The sequence below is a fragment of the Streptomyces sp. NPDC060028 genome, assembly GCF_042736725.1.
Lineage (GTDB): Bacteria > Actinomycetota > Actinomycetes > Streptomycetales > Streptomycetaceae > Streptomyces.
Window position 1 is genome coordinate 2,906 of record NZ_JBHWVJ010000034.1, and the last position, 19,048, is coordinate 21,953.

At 70.0% G+C, this 19,048-nt stretch carries 14 protein-coding genes; 2 read left to right on the forward strand and 12 right to left on the reverse strand.

Going from position 1 to position 19,048, the window contains the following annotated elements; genetic code table 11:
- Positions 1–113 precede the first annotated feature (113 nt).
- The 10 genes from ACFWBF_RS18710 to ACFWBF_RS18755 form a co-directional block, all read right to left on the reverse strand.
- Entirely contained in the window at positions 114–2,036 is a 1,923-nt protein-coding gene (locus tag ACFWBF_RS18710) for a TIGR03960 family B12-binding radical SAM protein (RefSeq protein ID WP_385602670.1), read from the reverse strand.
- A 75-nt stretch (positions 2,037–2,111) separates the two neighbouring features.
- Positions 2,112–3,632: a CHAD domain-containing protein gene (locus tag ACFWBF_RS18715; protein WP_385602673.1), complete on the reverse strand. Its 1,521-nt coding sequence runs from the start codon at positions 3,630–3,632 to the stop codon at positions 2,112–2,114.
- A 49-nt stretch (positions 3,633–3,681) separates the two neighbouring features.
- On the reverse strand, positions 3,682–4,881 hold the full coding sequence (gene rodA, locus ACFWBF_RS18720; protein WP_385602676.1) for a rod shape-determining protein RodA: 1,200 nt from the start codon (positions 4,879–4,881) through the stop codon (positions 3,682–3,684).
- 13 nt (positions 4,882–4,894) lie between these two features.
- Positions 4,895–7,129 (reverse strand): penicillin-binding protein 2, encoded by a 2,235-nt coding sequence (gene mrdA, locus ACFWBF_RS18725; protein ID WP_385602679.1) that lies wholly within the window; start codon positions 7,127–7,129, stop codon positions 4,895–4,897.
- Between the two features lie 12 nt (positions 7,130–7,141).
- Positions 7,142–7,846, reverse strand: coding sequence for a rod shape-determining protein MreD (gene mreD / locus ACFWBF_RS18730; RefSeq protein WP_385602682.1), 705 nt, complete (start codon positions 7,844–7,846; stop codon positions 7,142–7,144).
- A 12-nt stretch (positions 7,847–7,858) separates the two neighbouring features.
- Positions 7,859–8,806: a rod shape-determining protein MreC gene (mreC, locus tag ACFWBF_RS18735; RefSeq protein WP_385602684.1), complete on the reverse strand. Its 948-nt coding sequence runs from the start codon at positions 8,804–8,806 to the stop codon at positions 7,859–7,861.
- Between the two features lie 130 nt (positions 8,807–8,936).
- Positions 8,937–9,956: a rod shape-determining protein gene (locus tag ACFWBF_RS18740; RefSeq protein WP_069923827.1), complete on the reverse strand. Its 1,020-nt coding sequence runs from the start codon at positions 9,954–9,956 to the stop codon at positions 8,937–8,939.
- A 296-nt stretch (positions 9,957–10,252) separates the two neighbouring features.
- The gene (gene ndk / locus ACFWBF_RS18745; RefSeq protein ID WP_385602687.1) at positions 10,253–10,663 is read right to left on the reverse strand and encodes a nucleoside-diphosphate kinase; all 411 of its coding nucleotides are present in this window, start codon (positions 10,661–10,663) and stop codon (positions 10,253–10,255) included.
- A gap of 209 nt (positions 10,664–10,872) precedes the next feature.
- A complete protein-coding gene (locus ACFWBF_RS18750; protein ID WP_385602690.1) occupies positions 10,873–11,220 on the reverse strand; it encodes a DUF4233 domain-containing protein in 348 nt (115 codons plus the stop codon).
- Between the two features lie 2 nt (positions 11,221–11,222).
- Positions 11,223–12,755: a bifunctional folylpolyglutamate synthase/dihydrofolate synthase gene (locus tag ACFWBF_RS18755; RefSeq protein WP_385602692.1), complete on the reverse strand. Its 1,533-nt coding sequence runs from the start codon at positions 12,753–12,755 to the stop codon at positions 11,223–11,225.
- Between the two features lie 118 nt (positions 12,756–12,873).
- Here ACFWBF_RS18755 and ACFWBF_RS18760 point away from each other — a divergent pair, with 118 nt between their 5' ends.
- A complete protein-coding gene (locus ACFWBF_RS18760; RefSeq protein ID WP_385602695.1) occupies positions 12,874–13,923 on the forward strand; it encodes a rod shape-determining protein in 1,050 nt (349 codons plus the stop codon).
- 14 nt (positions 13,924–13,937) lie between these two features.
- Here ACFWBF_RS18760 and ACFWBF_RS18765 read toward each other — a convergent pair whose 3' ends face one another.
- Entirely contained in the window at positions 13,938–15,086 is a 1,149-nt protein-coding gene (locus ACFWBF_RS18765) for a sensor histidine kinase (RefSeq protein ID WP_385602698.1), read from the reverse strand.
- A 256-nt stretch (positions 15,087–15,342) separates the two neighbouring features.
- Positions 15,343–17,964: a valine--tRNA ligase gene (locus ACFWBF_RS18770; protein WP_385602701.1), complete on the reverse strand. Its 2,622-nt coding sequence runs from the start codon at positions 17,962–17,964 to the stop codon at positions 15,343–15,345.
- A 127-nt stretch (positions 17,965–18,091) separates the two neighbouring features.
- Here ACFWBF_RS18770 and ACFWBF_RS18775 point away from each other — a divergent pair, with 127 nt between their 5' ends.
- Positions 18,092–19,003, forward strand: a complete 912-nt coding sequence (locus ACFWBF_RS18775) for a hypothetical protein (protein WP_385602704.1) — start codon at positions 18,092–18,094, stop codon at positions 19,001–19,003.
- Positions 19,004–19,048: the final 45 nt, after the last annotated feature.

Here is a 19,048-nt window from a genome sequence, read left to right on the forward strand (position 1 = left end):
TTTTTGGGGGTGGTTTGGGGGGTTTTTTTTTTTTATAACTCCAGTTTACCTGGCCTTTCCCCCGGGGGGGGGGCCCCCGGGGGTGGGGGGGGGGGCCCCTCGATACCCAGGTGTTACTTGACGACCGTCAGCGGCAGCAGCTTCTTGCCCGTCGGGCCGATCTGGATGCTGGTGTCCATCTGCGGGCAGACGCCGCAGTCGAAGCACGGGGTCCAGCGGCAGTCGTCGACCTCGGTCTCGTCGAGGGCGTCCTGCCAGTCCTCCCAGAGCCAGTCCTTGTCGAGACCTGAGTCCAGGTGGTCCCAGGGCAGGACCTCTTCGTAGGTGCGCTCGCGCGTGGTGTACCAGGCCACGTCCACGCCGTGGGCGGGCAGCGTCTTCTCGGCCGCCTCCATCCAGCGGTCGTAGCTGAAGTGCTCGCGCCAGCCGTCGAAACGGCCGCCGGACTCGTACACGGCGCGGATGACGTCGCCGACGCGGCGGTCGCCGCGCGAGAGCAGGCCCTCGACGATGCCCGGCTTGCCGTCGTGGTAGCGGAAGCCGATGGAGCGGCCGTACTTCTTGTCCCCGCGGAGCTTGTCGCGGAGCTTGCCGAGGCGCGCGTCCGTCTCCTGCGCCGACAGCTGCGGCGCCCACTGGAAGGGGGTGTGCGGCTTCGGCACGAACCCGCCGATCGACACGGTGCAGCGGATGTCGTTCTGGCCGGAGACCTCGCGGCCCTTGGCGATGACGTTGACCGCCATGTCGGCGATCTGGAGCACGTCCTCGTCGGTCTCGGTCGGCAGGCCGACCATGAAGTACAGCTTCACCTGGCGCCAGCCGTTGCCGTACGCGGTGGAGACGGTCCGGATGAGGTCCTCTTCCGAGACCATCTTGTTGATGACCTTGCGCATGCGCTCGGAGCCGCCCTCGGGGGCGAAGGTCAGGCCCGACCGGCGCCCGTTGCGGGTCAGCTCGTTGGCCAGGTCGACGTTGAAGGCGTCCACGCGGGTCGACGGGAGGGACAGGCCCACCTTGTCGTCGGTGTAGCGGTCCGCGAGGCCCTTGGCGATCTCGGCGATCTCGGTGTGGTCCGCGGAGGACAGCGAGAGGAGGCCGACCTCCTCGAAGCCGGTCGCCTTCAGGCCGCGCTCCACCATCTCGCCGATGCCGGTGATGCTTCGCTCCCGCACGGGGCGCGTGATCATGCCGGCCTGGCAGAAACGGCAGCCGCGGGTGCAGCCGCGGAAGATCTCCACGGACATGCGCTCGTGGACGGTCTCGGCGAGCGGGACCAGGGGCTGCTTGGGGTAGGGCCACTCGTCGAGGTCCATGACGGTGTGCTTGGAGACGCGCCACGGCACGCCGGAGCGGTTCGGCACGACACGGCCGATGCGGCCGTCGCGCAGGTACTCGACGTCGTAGAAGCCCGGCACGTAGATGTTGCCGGTCTTGGCGAGGCGCAGCAGGACTTCCTCGCGCCCGCCCGGCCGCCCCTCGGCCTTCCAGGTGCGGATGATCTCGGTCATGTCGAGGACGGCCTGCTCGCCGTCGCCGATGACCGCGCAGTCGATGAACTCCGCGATCGGCTCGGGGTTGAAGGCCGCGTGGCCGCCCGCGAGGACGATGGGGTGGTCGACCGTACGGTTGCGGGCCTCCAGCGGGATGCCCGCGAGGTCCAGCGCCGTGAGCATGTTGGTGTAGCCCAGCTCCGTGGAGAAGGACAGGCCGAACACGTCGAAGGCCGAGACCGGGCGGTGGCTGTCGACGGTGAACTGCGGCACCTTGTGCTCGCGCATCAGCTCTTCGAGGTCGGGCCACACGCTGTAGGTGCGCTCCGCGAGCACGCCCTCGCGCTCGTTGAGCACCTCGTACAGGATCATGACGCCCTGGTTGGGCAGCCCGACTTCGTACGCGTCCGGGTACATCAGCGCCCAGCGGACGTCGCAGCTCTCCCACGGCTTCACCGTGGAGTTGAGTTCACCGCCGACGTACTGGATGGGCTTCTGCACGTGCGGAAGCAAGGCCTCAAGCTGAGGGAAGACCGACTCGGTCATCACGCGACTTTCATGAAGCGGGCAGGGGGCAGCTCTCAAGCGTACCCCCAGGCTCAGGCGCCCCCACCCACATGATCATCCCAGGGCGGCCCTGAGTCCCGGCTCGGAGGCCTTCGCCCAGATGTCCGGAAGCTCCCGTTCCCGCCGCGCGGCCAGGGCCTCCTCGTGGGCGTAGAGCACGCCCCAGGTGAAGGCGGACTCCCCGGCGCCCGCCGCCTGGACGGCGAGGCCGAGCAGGGCGTCGCGGGCGACCACGCCGTCCTGGTGGTCTCCGAGCAGGGACTGGACCTTTTTCATGGCCTTGGCCAGGTGTTTCGCCGGTTTGCCGAGTGCGGGCGTGGCCGCCTCCGCCGCGTACCGGGCCCGTTTGGCCGCCTTGCGGGCCTCGTGCAGGGCCAGGTCGCGCTCGTGGCCCTCGGCGAGGGCGAGCGCGGCGGCGACGCGGCCGGCGAGGCGCTCGTAGTCGCGCAGGACGGCCCGGGGCAGGACGCGCTCCGCCCGTCCGCGGGCGGCCTTGCGCAGCGGGGGCTCGTCCAGCAGGGCGTCGACGGAGTCCAGCAGGGCGAGGTGGCGCGCGCTGTCGAGCGCGGCCAGGACCCGGCGGCGCGATCCGGAGCGGCGGGTGGCGTTCCACGTGCGCAGCCGGCCGCGGACCGGGCCGAGCAGCAGGGTGCGCGGCAGTTCGTCGAGGCGGGTCTGGAGCCGCTCCAGCAGGACCTCCTGGTCGCGGTCGACGCCGAGTTCGGCGGCGAGCCAGCGCAGTTCCTCGCCGAGCGGGTCGGTGACGGTCCGGTCCAGCACCTTGCGGTACGTCTTGAGGGCGCTGCGCAGGCGGCGGCTGGCGACCCTCATCTGGTGCACGGAGTCCGGCAGGTCCCGCCGTACGGCGGGATCCTGGGCGATCAGGACGTCGCGCTGTTCGCGCAGGTACGCCAGGACGTACGCGCCCGCCGTGCCGTCGGAGCCGTCGTCCGCGGGCCGGATCGGCGGGGCGGTGCCGGTCTCGGCCAGTGCCCGGGCGAGCTTCGAGGGGGCGGCGGAGACTTTGAGCCCGGCCTTGCGGAAGGTCTTCTCGACGGCGTCGAGCAGTCCGGGGTCGACCCCGTCGGCGAGTTCCACCTCGACCTCGGTCCAGGCGGCGGTGGCCTCGCCCCGCTCGGCCCGGACCGCGTCGGTGCTCAGTTCCGCGAGCAGGGCTCCGTCGGCGTCGAGGAGGTGGCTGACCCTGCGCGAGGAGAGGAGCCTGACCTGGGGCTCCAGGGCGGCGCCCCGCACCCGGGAGCGGAGCAGGGCGGCCAGCGGGCGCGGGACGGTGTCGCTGAGCGCGGCCCCGATCTCGTCCCGCACGCCCGGGGAGACGGGCAGTTTCAGGTGCCAGCCGGCGTCGGCCCCGCCGGTTCTGCGCCGCAGGGTGAGACCGTCCGCCGCGAGCCGCTGGTCGGGGGTGTCGTAGTAGACGGCGTCGAGGTCGATGGTTCCCTGGTCGCGGACGGCCGCGATCGCGGCCGTGCCGGTCAGGTCCGGCACTCCCCGCCGGGCCGACTTCGCCTGGGAGAACTCGAATTTCCGCTCGATCTCGCGCTTCGTGTCCGCCATGGACCGAATTTAGTCCTGAACGGAGCACGGCGGCAGGGTGAACGGAGCATCAGGCCGACAATGGCCGTTGCACCTTGATCGACTGCAACAGCCCGATGGCCACCCACACCGCGAACATCGACGAGCCTCCGTACGAGACGAAGGGCAGCGGGAGCCCGGCCACCGGCATGATCCCGAGGGTCATTCCGATGTTCTCGAAGGCCTGGAAGGAGAACCAGGCGATGATCCCGGCGCAGACGATCGTCCCGTACAGCTCGGTCGTCTCGCGGGCGATCATGCAGGCCCGCCAGAGCACGATGCCCAGCAGCACCAGGATCAGCCCGGCCCCGATGAAGCCGAGCTCCTCCCCCGCGACCGTGAAGACGAAGTCGGTCTGCTGCTCCGGCACGAACTGGCCGGTGGTCTGGGAGCCCTTGAAGAGTCCGGAGCCGCTCAGTCCGCCGGAACCGATCGCGATGCGCGCCTGGTTGGTGTTGTAGCCGACGCCCGCGGGGTCGAGCTCGGGGTTGGCGAAGGCCGCGAAGCGGTTGATCTGGTACTCGTCGAGGACGCCGAGCTGCCAGATCAGGACGGCTCCGGCCGTGCCCGAGGCGAGCAGGCCCAGCACCCAGCGGTTGGAGGCGCCGGAGGCCAGCAGGACGCCGAGCACGATGACGACCATGACCATGACGGAGCCGAGGTCGGGCATCAGCATCACGATGCCCATGGGGGCGGCGGCCAGGCACAGCGCCTTGACGACCGTGCGGTGGTCCGGGTGGGTGAGGTCGCCCGCGTCCACCCGGGCGGCCAGCAGCATCGCCATGCCCAGGATGATCGTGATCTTCACGAACTCGGAGGGCTGGAGCGAGAAGCCGCCGCCGATCACGATCCAGGCGTGCGCGCCGTTGATGGTGGCGCCGAGCGGGGTGAGCACGGCGAGGATGAGCAGCAGCGACAGCCCGTACAGGACCGGCACCGCGCCGCGCAGGGTGCGGTGCCCCAGCCAGATGGTGCCGATCATCAGCACGAGGCCGATGCCGGCGTTCAGGGCGTGCCGGGCCAGGAAGTAGTACGGGTCCCCCTGGTTCAGCTGGGTCCGGTTGCGGGTCGCCGACCACACCAGCAGGGCGCCGATGAACGACAGCGCGAGCGCGGACAGGAGTATCGGCCAGTCGAGCCGGCGGATCACCGAGTCGCGGGCGGTGAGCTTGGCCATCGTCCCGCGCTCGGGCGCGTACCGGGAGACGGAGAACTTGTTGGCGGTCTGCATGTCGGTTCGGTCCTCAGTCGTGCTGCGCGGGGCGCTGGGCGGGCGGGCCGGCGAGCGCGGGCGGGCCGACGAGCGCAGGCGGGGCGACGAACGCGGGCGGGCCGGCGAGCGCGGGCGGCGCCAGATCCTCCGGGGACGGCGGCACGTACGGCCGGATCTCGGGCGAGTCGATGGAGCCGTCGGGGTAGATCTTGGGCAGTTTCGCCTCCGGCTCCAGCAGCAGGCCTTTCTTCGGGTCCTGCTTCCCGTCCATGGTCAGACCGTAGATGGCGTTGTAGAGGTTGCGGACGGCCGGCCCGCAGGCTCCGGAGCCGGTGCCGCCTTGGGAGATCGTCATGACGATCGTGAAGTCCTTGGTGTAGGTCGCCAGCCAGGACGTGGTCTGCTTGCCGTAGACCTGGGCGGTGCCCGTCTTCGCGTGCATCGGGATCTTGTCCATCGGCCAGCCGATGAACCGCCAGGCGGCGGTGCCTCCCGGCTCGGCGACCGAGCGCAGGCCCTTGTCGAGGTCGCCGATGGTCTTGGCATCGACCGGCAGTTTGCCGTGGGCCTGGGGCTTGATCATCTCGACGCTCTTGCCGTCAGGGCTGACCAGGGCCTTGCCGACCGTGGGGTTGTAGAGGGTGCCCCCGTTGCTGATGGCGGAGTACACGGTGGCCATCTGGATGGGGGTGACGAGGACGTCTCCCTGGCCGATGGCGAAGTTGATGCTGTCGTAGGCCTTCAGCTGATTGCCTTCGAGGCAGCTCTCGTAGGCGATCTGCTCGACGTAGGTGCCGCCCTTCTTGCCCTGCTTGCACCAGGCGTCCTTGTTGGCCTTCCAAAAGCTCTGCTTCCACCGGCGGTCGGGGATGCGTCCGGTGACCTCGTTCGGCAGGTCGATGTGGGTCTCTGCGCCGAGTCCGAAGTCGTGGGCGGTCCGGTAGAACCAGTCGTGGGCGTCCTTCTTGGGCTTGAGGCCGCCGTCGCGCTGCCACTCCTTGTGGCCGAGGGCGTAGAAGACGGTGTTGCAGGAGAACTTGAGGGCCTCTCCGAGGGTGATCGGGCCGTGTCCCTTGGACTCGAAGTTCGCGAAGCTCCGGCCGCCCATGTTGTAGGAAGAGCTGCAGTTGTACTTGTCGTCGAAGCCGTAGCCAGCCCGCACGGCCGCGCTCGCCGAGACCACCTTGAAGATGGAGCCTGCGGGGGCCTGGCCCTGGATGGCCCGGTTGAGCAGCGGGTAGTTGGAATTCTTGCTGGTGAGGTTGGCGTAGTCCTTGCCCGAAATGCCGCCGACCCAGGCGTTGGGGTCGTAGTCGGGCTGGGAGGCCATCGCGACGACGCGGCCGGTCTTGGCCTCCATGACGACGACGGCGCCCGAGTCGGCCTCGTACTTGCGGTTGGTGATGTTGTCGGTCTCCTGACGGACGACCTTCATCGCCTGCTGGAGCTCGTACTCGGCGACGGCCTGGACCCGGGCGTCGATGCTGGTGACGAGGGTGGACCCGGCCACGCCCGGGTCGGACTTGGTCTGGCCCATGACCCGGCCGAGATTGTCGACCTCGTACGAGGTGACTTCCGCCTTGCCGCGCAGCTCCCTGTCATAGGTGCGTTCGATTCCGGAGCGGCCGACCTGATCTGAGCGCAGATGCGGCGAGTCGGTGTCCTTCGCCTTTTGGATCTCGTCGTCGGTGACCGGCGAGAGGTAGCCGAGCACCTGCGCGGTGCGGGCTCCGCCGGGGGCCGGGTAGCGCCGGACGGCAGTGGGCTCCGCGGTGATGCCGGGGAACTCCTCGGGGCGTTCGCGCAGCTGCAGCGCCTGCTGCGTGGTGGCTTCGAGGGTGACCGGAATCGGCTGGTACGGGGAGCCGTTCCAGCAGGGCGCGGGGGTCTGGGAGTCGCAGAGCCGGACCTTCTCCATGACCTCCTTGGGGGTCATGTCCAGGACGTCGGCGAGGCGGGTCATGACGGCCTTGCCCCTGTCCTTCATCTTCATCAGCGCCGTGCGGCTGGCCGATACGACCAGACGGGTCTCGTTGTCGGCGAGCGGGACCCCGCGGGCGTCGAGGACCGAGCCGCGCACGGCGGGCTGGACGACCCGCTGGACGTGGTTGCTCTTCGCCTCGTGGTAGTACTCGTCGCCGTTGCGGATCTGGAGGTACCAGAGCCGGCCGCCGAGGGTGACGAGCATCGAGAAGACGAGCACCTGGATCATGATGAGCCTGATCTGCACCCGGGAGGTGCGGCCGGTCTCCGGAACGTTGGTCACGTCCGCTCCCTCTCAGAGTTTCTTGATGCTCTTCACGCCCTTGACACCCTTGACTCCCTTTATCCGGACGGCCCGGTTGGCGCGGCTGCGCGCGGTCTTCATGCGCAGGCCGCCGCGCTGGCTGCCGATCCGTAGGCCGGTGCCGCCGGTCAGCCAGCCGGAGGCGATGTCCTTGCCCGTCGGCGGGCCGCCGTTGGCCTCGACGGCCATGGGGTCGTTCTCGGCGCGCCGGGCGAGCGCCATGATGAACGGCACCGTGAAGGGGGCGAGCAGCAGGTCGTACAGGACGGCCGTGAACAGCAGTCCGGTCAGCCCCACATGGCGGGCGGCGGTGTCGCCGACGAGCGCGCCGACCCCGGCGTAGAGCAGCGTGGAGGCGAAGGCGGCGCCCACGACGGTGAGCATCGGACCCCAGGCGGAACGGAACCGTCCGCTGTCGGGGCGGATCAGCCCCGCGGCGTAGCCGATGACGCACAGGACGAGCGCGTACCGTCCGGCGGCGTGATCGGCGGGCGGGGCCAGGTCGGCGAGGAGTCCGGCGGCGAAGCCGATGAGGGCGCCGCTGACGTGCCCGTACACGAGTGCGAGGGCGACGACGGTGAGGAGGACCAGGTCGGGCACGGCCCCGGGCAGTTGGAGCCGGCCCAGGACGGTGACCTGGACGACGAGGGCGACCACGACGAGCGTGCCCGCGAGCAGGATCCGGTTGAAGCGCATGACGGTCGGCTCCTACTCGTCGGCCGGCTTGCCGGGCACGGACGCGGACGCGGACGGGGTGACCGTGACGGTGACCGTCGGAATGGGCTTGGGCGCCTCCGGCTTGGGGGGCAGGACCGCGTCGCGCGGGTCCTCGCGCGGCGGCATCACGACGACGCCGACGATGTCGAGGCGCGAGAAGGAGACGGCCGGCTTCACCCAGACGGTGCGGGTCAGGTCTCCGCGCGAGGGGTCGACCTTGACCACCTCGCCGATCGGGACGCCGGGCACGAAGGGCTTGTTGCCGCGCGAGCCGAAGGTGACGAGCCGGTCTCCGGGGTTGATCTTGGCCTTGCCGTTGAGCATCTGGACGGACATGGCGCGGTCGCCCTGGCCGGTGGCGAAGCCGAGTTCGCCGGTCTTCTCCAGGCGGGTGCCGACGGTGAAGTCCGGGTCGTTGGCGAGCACCACGGTCGCGGTGTCGGGGCCGACGGTGGAGACCCGGCCGACGAGGCCGTCCCCGTTGAGGACGGTCATGTCGCGCTCGATGCCGTCCTTGCTGCCGGCGTCGATGGTGACCGTCCAGGAGAAGCCCTGGGCCGCTCCTATGGCGATGACCTCGGCGCCCTTGATGCCGTACTGCCCGGCGCCCGCCCGCTTGAGCATCTCGTCCAGCTCGTGGATCCGGCTGCGGGTCTGGTCGTCGCTGCCCAGCTTGGCCTTCAGGACCGCGTTCTGGCGCTCCAGCGTGGCGATGCGGTTGTGCCGCTCGCCGGAGTCCCGTACCGCCCCTATGGCATTGGCGACGGGGTCGACCGCGGTCGACACGCCCTTCTCGACCGGGCCGAAGACCGCTGCCGCGGCCTGTCGGGCACCGTCGACCGGTGACTCCTCGCCCGCCCTGATGTCCACCGTGATCAATGCGAACGCGATGGCGATCAGAAGCACCAGGAGCAGCCGGCTCTCTCGTGTGTCCCTCACGTGCGGCGGCCGTGCCTTCCTCGTCGAAATGTTCTTGCCTGTATATCAACGATCCGCCGCACGGGCCCGGTAGCACCCGTACGGCGGATCATTGTGTTCCGCATGACCCCCCGGCAGCGAGGGGGCCGTCTCAACGCCGGGGCTGGGCGTCCAGGACCTGCTGGAGCGCCTCGAACTCCTCGACGCACTTGCCGGAGCCGAGCGCGACGGAGTCGAGCGGGTCCTCGGCGATGTGGATGGGCATGCCCGTCTCGCGACGCAGCCGCTCGTCGAGGCCGCGCAGCAGGGCGCCGCCGCCGGTCAGGACGATGCCGCGGTCCATGATGTCGCCGGAGAGCTCCGGCGGGCACTTGTCCAGGGTGGTCTTGACCGCGTCGACGATGGCGTTGACGGGCTCCTCGATGGCCTTGCGCACCTCGGCCGCCGAGATGACGACGGTCTTCGGCAGCCCGGACACCAGGTCACGGCCGCGGATCTCGGTGTGCTCGTCCTTGTCGAGGTCGTAGGCCGAACCGATGGTGATCTTGATCTGCTCGGCGGTGCGCTCGCCGAGGAGGAGCGAGTACTCCTTCTTGATGTGCTGGATGATCGCGTTGTCCAGCTCGTCACCGGCCACCCGGATGGACTGGGCCGTGACGATTCCGCCGAGGGAGATGACGGCGACCTCGGTGGTGCCGCCGCCGATGTCCACGACCATGTTGCCGGTGGCCTCGTGGACGGGCAGGCCCGCGCCGATGGCGGCGGCCATGGGCTCCTCGATGATGTGCACCTGGCGGGCGCCGGCCTGCGTGGACGCCTCGATGACGGCTCGGCGCTCCACTCCCGTGATGCCGGAGGGCACGCAGACCACGACACGCGGACGGGCCAGGTAGCGGCGCTTGTGGATCTTGAGGATGAAGTACCGGAGCATCCGCTCGGTGATCTCGAAGTCGGCGATCACGCCGTCCTTGAGGGGCCGTACGGCGACGATGTTGCCGGGCGTCCGGCCGATCATCTTCTTCGCCTCGGAGCCGACCGCCAGGATGCCACCGGTGTTCGTGTTGATGGCGACCACGGACGGCTCGTTCAGGACGATTCCCCGGCCCCTCACGTACACCAGCGTGTTGGCGGTCCCGAGGTCGATCGCCATGTCACGGCCGATGAACGACATGTTGTTCCCCTTGTTCCCCATGAGGAGCGTCTGGCCTTCCAGTTGATAGCGGCTGCTGTCAGGTCGGCGAGGTGGGTGTGTGGGTGGAGGCCCCATCGTAGTGCCGCAAGTACGGACACCGCGCGACGGGACTCCGGCAATCCCGCCGGAACGGATACCCGTCCCCTTAGTGGTGACGTCGGGTCCTGCACATGCGTTCCCGCTATTGCCCCTCAATACCGAAGGGCGACCGAAATTACTTCGGTCGCCCCAGGTCATGAGCGCTATTCGGCTGATGTTGCGTCAGAAAAGAGTGATCACAGCGCCGGGAAGAACAGCTTCAGCTCACGCTCTGCGGACTCCTCGGAATCCGAGGCGTGGATCAGGTTCTCCCGGGTGACGGTGCCGAAGTCGCCGCGGATCGAACCGGGCGCCGCCGCGATCGGGTCGGTGGGTCCGGCCAACTGGCGGACACCCTCGATCACGCGTTCCCCTTCGACGACCAGGGCGACGACGGGACCGCTGGACATGAAGCCCATGAGGGGCTCGTAGAACGGGCGCCCGACGTGCTCGGCGTAGTGCTGCTCCAGGATGCTCCGGTCGAGCGTGCGCAGCTCCAGGGCCGGAATGCTCCAGCCTGCCTTGCGCTCGATGCGGCCGACGATCTCGCCCACCAGGCCACGCCTGACCGCGTCCGGCTTGAGCAGGACGAGCGTGCGCTGGGTCATGTTGTAACTCCTTGCGGCAAACGGGTGCGGTTACCCGAGGCTACAGGGCGAGGTGAGGCCGGCGCCCAGACCCCGGATCCCAGCAGGGCGGGGAGCAGGAGGCTCATTACGGCGAGCACAAGGGCAAGCCCGGGTCATCCCAGCCGAGGCCGGGAGGGCAAGCGCCGACCAGGTGCCCGTCAAACACCCAGTCGGCCCACGAAGCGAGCTCAGGCCGACGCCTCACTCTGCACGGCCGCCCAGCGGGCCTTGATCGAGTCGATCTTGCGGCCGTAGTGCACCGAGCACCACCACAGCCCCGCGAACACCGCGCCGAGGAAGAACATCATCGGTACGACCAGTCCGCTCAGGATCAGCCCGATCTGGAGCGCCCAGCCGATCTGCACGGCCCCGGGCCGCGACAGCATCCCGCACAGCAGCACCGACAGCAGCATGGCGATCCCGCAGACCGTCCACACCGTCGCCTGCGTCAGATCCGGGTTCTTCATCGCCACGAGTCCCGCGAACCCGATCACGAAGAACTCACCGATCAGCGTGCTCGCACACAGCGTGCGCATCCTCAGCCCCTCCTCAGCAGCAGGCGGGCCTCGCCCACCGTGATCACGGACCCGGTCACCAGCACACCGGCCCCGCCGTACTCCGCCTCTTCCTCCGCCAGGGTGATCGCCGCCTCGATGGCGTCGTCCAGCCGCGGCTCCACCTGCACCCGGTCCGGCCCGAAGACCTCCACCGCGACGGCTGCCAGCTCGTCGGCCGTCATCGCCCGGTGGCTGGAGTTCTCCGTCACCACCACCTCCGCGAAGATCGGCTCGAAGGCCTCGAGGACCCCGCGCACGTCCTTGCCCTCGCTCGCGCCGACGACACCGATCAGCCGGCTGAAGCCGAAGGACTCGGTGACCGCCTCGGCCGTGGCCGCCGCGCCCGCCGGGTTGTGCGCCGCGTCCAGGACCACCGTCGGGCTGCGCCGCACGACCTCCATCCGGCCCGGCGAGGTCACCGAGGCGAAGGCCTTGCGCACCGTGTCGGCGTCCAGCACCCGCGCGTGGTCCGCGCCGATCCCGAAGAAGGCCTCGACCGCGGCCAGTGCCACCGCCGCGTTGTGCGCCATGTGGGCGCCGTACAGCGGCAGGAAGATCCCGTCGTACTCGCCGCCCAGCCCGCGCAGCGTCAGCTGCTGGCCGCCGACCGCGACCTCGCGGGTCACGACGCCGAACTCCATGCCCGCGCGGGCCACCGTCGCGTCGACATCGACGGCCTTCTTCAGCAGCACCTGCGCCGCGTCCACCGGCTGCTGCGCCAGGATCACGGTGGCGCCCTGCTTGATGACCCCGCCCTTCTCCTGGGCGATCTCGCCCGGCGTGGAGCCGAGCCGGTCGGTGTGGTCCAGGCTGATCGGGGTGACCACCGCGACCGAGCCGTCGATCACGTTGGTGGCGTCCCAGCTGCCGCCCATGCCGACCTCGACCACGGCGGCGTCCACCGGGGCATCCGCGAAGGCCGCGTACGCCATGCCGGTGAGCACCTCGAAGAAGGACAGCCGGTACTCCTCGGCCGCGTCGACCATCTCCACGTACGGCTTGATGTCGTGGTACGTCTCCACGAACCGCTCGGCCGTGATCGGCGCCCCGTCCAGGCTGATCCGCTCGGTGATCGACTGCACGTGCGGGCTGGTGTAGCGGCCCGTGCGCAGCTCGAAGGCGTTCAGCAGGGCCTCGATCATGCGGGCCGTGCTGGTCTTGCCGTTGGTGCCGGTGACGTGGATGGAGGGGTACGCGCGCTGCGGCTCGCCCAGTACGTCCATCAGCGCCGCGATCCGCGACACCGACGGCTCCAGCTTGGTCTCGCCCCAGCGGGTGGCCAGCTCCTGCTCCACCTCCTGCAGCGCCTTGGCCGCCTCGGAATCGACCGGCGGCGCCGGTACCGGGTCGCCCTGGGGCGGACCGGCCTGGGCGCGCAGGGTGCGGCTGCCCGCCTCGATCACCGCCAGGTCGGGGTCGCGGTCGGACTCTGCCGCCACGATCTGGTCGAACTCGTCGGACGCGTCGGATTCGCCGAAGGGGCCTTCGTGGCTGTCGGGCTGCTGCTCACTCACGGAACCCAGTCTACGGACGAGGACCCCGAGGACTTTCGGCCCGGCCGTTTCGGGACCTTCGGCGACGGATGCGACCGGATCGTTATGCAAACCTTGCGGGCAGGAGATTGGGGAACAAATGCCGCAGGCCAGCACCAACAAGACAGCTTCCAGCCGCGACATAGGGATAGACCTGGGGACGGCCAACACGCTCGTCTACGCGCGGGGGCACGGCATCGTCCTGAACGAGCCGTCCGTGGTCGCCGTCAAGGCGGGCACGAACACGGCCCTGGCCGTAGGCGCCGAGGCCAAGGAGACCATCGGCCGCACCCCCGGCTCCATCACCGCGATCCGCCCCCTCAAGGACGGCGTGATCTGCGACTACGAGGCCGCCGAGGAGATGATCCGGCACTTCGTCCGCAAGGCGGTCCCCGGCCGTCGCTCCCGCACCCGGATGGTGATCTGCGTACCGTCCGGGGTGACCCCGGTCGAGCGGCGGGCCATCGTGCAGGCCTCCACCCGCGCCGGCGCCAAGGCCGTGCACCTGATCGAGGAACCCATGGCGGCCGCGATCGGCGCCGGACTGCCGGTGTCCGAGCCGCGCGGTTCGATGGTCGTCGACATCGGCGGGGGCACCTCCGAGGTCGCCGTCATCTCGCTGGGCGGGATCGTCACCGCGCAGTCGCTGCGGGTCGGCGGGGACCGGCTGGACGCCGCGATCATGGACTACGTGCGCAAGGAGCACTCGCTGCTCATCGGCGAGCGCAGCGCCGAGGACATCAAGGTCGGCATCGGCTCGGCCTGGCCGGTGCCCGACCGGCCGGAGCTGGAGACCCGCTCCTTCACCGTGCGCGGCCGCGAGAAGGTCGGGGGCATGCCCAAGACGCTCCAGCTCACCGCCAGGGACGTACGGGCCGCGCTCGACGAGCCGATCGAGGCGATCATCGCCGCAGTGCGCACCACCCTGGAGGAGTGCCCGCCGGAGCTGTCCGGCGACGTGATGGAGCACGGCATCACGCTGACCGGCGGCGGCGCGCTGCTGCCCGGCCTGGACCTGCGCATGGCCTCCGCGACCGGCATCCCGGTCTTCGTGGCGGACGACCCGCTGGACTGCGTGGCCCTGGGCTCCGGCAGGTGCGTGGAGGACCTGGACACCCTGGGCAGCCTGCTGGCCCCGGCCAAGGCCTAGCCGCGGGTCAGGGTCTAGCCGCGCGGGAGGGTCGCCACGACCTCGTACGCGTCCTGCGTGCGCGTCGCCGTCAGGCTTCCGCCCAGGCTGCGCACGCGCTCGGACATGCTGGCGGTGCCCGATCCGGCCGAGACCGGGGCCCGGGTCGGGTTCCGGTCGGCCAGGCCGTTGCGCACGGCGATCCGCAGGTGCGGGCCGTCCGCCGTGATCGCCACCTCGATGGTCTCGCCGCGGGCGTGCTTGGCCGCGTTGGTCAGACACTCCTGCACCACCCGGTAGACCGCCGCCTGCCGCAGCGGCGACAGCCCGTGCACGTCTTGGTCCATGGCAAGCCGTACGGGCGAACCGGCCCGGCCGCTCTCCTCCGCGAGCGCCGCCAGCCCGTCCACACCCGGGGTCGAGGCCCGCTCCCCGCGCTGCACGATGATCTCGTTCAGCACCAGGTGGGCCCGGCGCGCGGTGTCGGCGAGCTCCTCGAAGTCCTTCGCGTACGCCGTCTCGCGCGCCCGCATCGACAGCACCTCCGAACGCACCGTGAGCAGGGTCAGCTCCCGGCCGACGAAATCGTGGACGTCGCGTGCGACCGAGGTGCGCTCCTGCTCGACCGCCTGGAAGACGGCCGACTCGGCCCGCCGCGCGGCGAGCTCGCGCACCAGGTCGTGCCGGTACGCGGCGATGCCCACGGCCGAGGCGAGCACCCCGATGGGCACGACGAGGCTGAGGAAGGCGCTGAGGGTCTCGGCCCGCGGCTCGGGCCAGCCCGGCACGCTGAACACCGTCAGCGCGAAGGCCACGTACCCGAGCGTGGCGAGGATCCCGGCCCGGCGTCCGCGGTAGCGGCCCACCGAGTAGAGGGCGAACTGGATCAGCGTGAGCTCGTGGAGCCAGCCGATGAAGAGCAGCGCGGCGAGGTACGAGATCCACGGCGTCCGGCGCCGGACCAGCAGGGTCGAACAGCCCGCGGCGAGCACCAGGGCGGCGGCGAGGCCGCTGAGGGAGTTGTCGGCGGCGGCCAGGCCCGGCAGGTCGAGCGCCATCAGGCCGAAGCAGCTCAGCGCCGTGAGCGCGTCCAGCGTCCCGGGCGACCCGGACCAGCTGTCGGTGAGCCGGCGGCCGGTGGCGACGGCCCGGTGGAGCGCCGAGGCGCCGGGCTTGGACTGCATGCCTTCCATCATCCGTGCTCCGTGCGGCGAATCAGATCCACAGGGGCCAGATAACGAGTGATATAGGGCACTTCGGACAGGCCGGAGGTCCTGGCCCTGTTACGCGGTGGCCGCCGGGCTGATCATCGGACAGTTCGGCACCCGGCTGTTGTGACGGCGACCCCCGGGCGGGGAAGACATACGGGGAAGGCCCCCACATCGACCGACGGTGTGGGGGCCTTCTCTCGTCCTGCGGCGGCTACGCGGCCGGCAGCGGCTACGCGGCCGGCAGCGCGTCCAGCTGGGCCCGCAGCCGCGCGATGTCGGCCTCGGCCTTGGCCAGACGGCCCTTGATCTTGTCCACGACATTGTCGGGGGCCTTGGCGATGAACGCCTCGTTCCCGAGCTTCGCCTCGGCCTGCTGCTTCTCCTTCTCGGCGGCGCCGAGGTCCTTGGTGAGGCGCGCCCGCTCGGCGGCCACGTCGATGGTGCCCGACAGGTCGAGCGCCACCGTCGCGCCGGCGACCGGAAGGGTGGCGGTGGCGCTGAAGGCATCGCCCTCCGGCTGCAGGCGCAGCAGCTGGCGGATGGCCGCCTCGTGCGCGGCCAGCGGCGTACCGGCCAGGTCCAGGCGGGCCGGGACCTTCTGGCCGTCCTGGAGGCCCTGCTCCTTGCGGAAGCGGCGGACCTCGGTGACGACCGACTGGACGCTCCCGATCTCGGCCTCGGCGGCGTCGTCGCGGAAGCCGCTGTCCTTCGGCCACTCGGCGATCACGAGGGACTCGCGCCCGGTCAGCGTGGTCCACAGCGTCTCGGTGACGAAGGGGACCACCGGGTGCAGCAGCCGCAGCATGACGTCGACGACCTCGCCCAGCACGCGGCCGGAGACCTTGGCCTGCTCGCCGCCCGCGAAGAAGGTCGTCTTCGACAGCTCGACGTACCAGTCGAAGACCTCGTCCCACGCGAAGTGGTACAGCGCCTCGCTGAGCTTGGAGAACTGGAAGTCGTCGTAGTACCCGTCCACCTGCGCGACGGTCTTGTTCAGCCGGGACAGGATCCAGCGGTCGGTCGCCGACATCTGCTCGACCGGCGGCAGGTCGCCCTCGATCGTCGCGCCGTTCATCAGCGCGAAGCGCGTGGCGTTCCAGATCTTGTTGGCGAACTTGCTGGAGGCCTGGACCCAGTCCTCGCCGATCGGCACGTCGGTGCCGGGGTTGGCGCCCTTGGCCAGGGTGAAGCGGACGGCGTCGGAGCCGTACTTGTCCATCCAGTCCAGCGGGTCGACGACGTTGCCGAAGGACTTCGACATCTTCTTGCCGCGCTCGTCACGGACCAGGCCGGTCAGCGCGATCGTCTTGAACGGCGGCTCGCCGTCCATGGCGTACAGGCCGAACATCATCATCCGGGCGACCCAGAAGAAGATGATGTCGTGGCCGGTGACCAGGACGTCGGTGGAGTAGAACTTCTCCAGGTCCGGGGTCTTCTCCGGCCAGCCGAGCGTCGAGAACGGCCACAGGCCGGACGAGAACCAGGTGTCGAGGACGTCGGTGTCCTGGACCCAGCCCTCACCCGTCGGCGCCTCGTCGTCGGGTCCGACGCAGACGACCTCGCCGTCCGGGCCGTACCAGACCGGGATCCGGTGGCCCCACCACAGCTGGCGCGAGATGCACCAGTCGTTGAGGTTGTCGACCCAGTCGAAGTAGCGCTTCGACATCTCCTCGGGGTGGATCGCGACCCGGCCGTCACGGACCGCGTCGCCCGCGGCCGTGGCCAGGGTCTCGACCTTGACCCACCACTGGAGGGACAGCCGCGGCTCGACGGTGGTGCGGCAGCGCGAGCAGTGCCCGACGGAGTGCAGGTACGGGCGCTTCTCCGCCACGATGCGGCCCTGCTCGCGCAGCGCGCCGACGACCGCGGAACGCGCCTCGTAGCGGTCCAGGCCGAGGAAGGGCCCGTGGACGGTGATGACGCCGTGCTCGTCCATGATCGTCATGTTGGGCAGGTTGTGGCGCTGCCCGATGGCGAAGTCGTTCGGGTCGTGCGCCGGGGTGACCTTGACGCAGCCGGTGCCGAACTCGGGGTCGACGTGCGTGTCCGCGACGACCGGGATCGAGCGGTCGGTGAGCGGCAGCTTGATGAGCTTGCCGACCAGGTGCTTGTAGCGCTCGTCGTCCGGGTGGACGGCGATGGCCGTGTCACCGAGCATCGTCTCGGCGCGGGTGGTGGCGACGACGAGCGTGTCCTCGCCCTCCCCGTACTTGATGGAGACGAGCTCGCCCGCGTCCTCCTGGTACTCCACCTCGATGTCGGAGATGGCCGTCAGACAGCGGGGGCACCAGTTGATGATGCGCTCGGCGCGGTAGATCAGCCCGTCGTCGAAGAGCTTCTTGAAGATCGTCTGGACGGCCTTGGAGAGGCCCTCGTCCATGGTGAACCGCTCGCGCGACCAGTCCACACCGTCGCCCAGCCGCCTCATCTGGCCGAGGATCTTGCCGCCGTACTCTTCCTTCCACTGCCAGACCCGCTCGACGAACTCCTCGCGGCCCAGGTCGTGGCGGGACTTGCCCTCCTCGGCGAGCTGCTGCTCGACCTTGTTCTGGGTGGCGATGCCGGCGTGGTCCATGCCGGGCAGCCACAGCGACTCGTACCCCTGCATCCGCTTGCGGCGGGTCAGGGCGTCCATGAGCGTGTGCTGGAAGGCGTGCCCCAGGTGCAGGGAGCCGGTGACGTTCGGCGGCGGGATGACGATGGTGTACGCGGGCTTCTCGCTCGCGGGGTCGGCCGTGAAGTATCCACGCTCTACCCAGCGCTCGTAGAGCTTCCCCTCTACCTCGGCCGGCGCGTACTGGGTCGGCAGTTCGGAGTTGGGGCTGCTGGGTGTCTGCGTGTTCTCGGTCACGAGGCACAGTTTAGGGCCGTAACAGTCCAGTCATGAAACCGGTAATCAGGGGGCCCGGCGCCGTAGCCGGCCGTGACGTCCGCCAGGATGTGAGGAACGGATAAGCAACCTCACAGGGGGACGCGGGATGAGTTACAACCAGCCGGGACCGTACGGGCAACAGCCTCAGCAGCCGGGACCGTACGGGCACCAGCCCCCGCCGCCGGGGCCGTACGGGCAGCCCGCGCCCCAGCCCGGATACGGATACCCGCAGCAGCAGCCGGGCGTCCCGCCGCAGGGGTACCCCCAGCAGCCGCAGCCCGGTTACGGCTACCCGCAGCAGCCCCCGTACGGCGGCATGCCCCCGCAGCAGCCGAAGAAGTCGAAGGCGGGCGTCGTCATCGCGGTGGTCGTCGCGGTCGCGGTGATCGCGGGCGGCGGCTGGTACTTCCTCAAGGGCGGTGCGGTGGGCGCCGACACCAAGGGCTACAAGCTGGCCTTCCCCGCCGCGGTCGACAGCTACCACAAGCAGCCGCCGGCCGCCGGCACCGAGTCCACGGACGGCGCCCCGGTCACCGGGGAGCAGAAGGCCAAGACCGACGCGCTCGGCGTCCAGAACGCGCACAACTCGTCCGCCCAGTACCAGGTCGGCCCGGACAACAAGAGCAAGCAGTTCAATGCCAACGGCCTGTGGGGTGACATCGCCGACCCGGAGAAGGCGGTCGACACCTACTACGCCAACATCGGCAAGAACAAGGAAACCGAGGCCATGGGCCTCAAGTACGAGGTGATCGGCTCCCCCAAGGAGTTCACCCCGTCCGGCTTCAAGGGCGCCGTGATGAAGTGCGCCAACATCAAGATGAGCAGCACCAAGCCCAGCACGAGCAAGGCACCGAAGGACATCACGATCCCGTCCTGCGCCTGGGGCGACCACTCGACCCTGGTCGGGATCAACGCCGTCGACCCGGCCGCGACCCTCATCGGCGGCAGCAGCGGCACGCTCGAAGACATCGCCGCGCTGGCGGCGAAGGTGTACAACACCTCGCGTACCAAGGCCTGATCGGATCCGGTACCACGCGAAGGGGGCGCTCCCGACCGGGAGCGC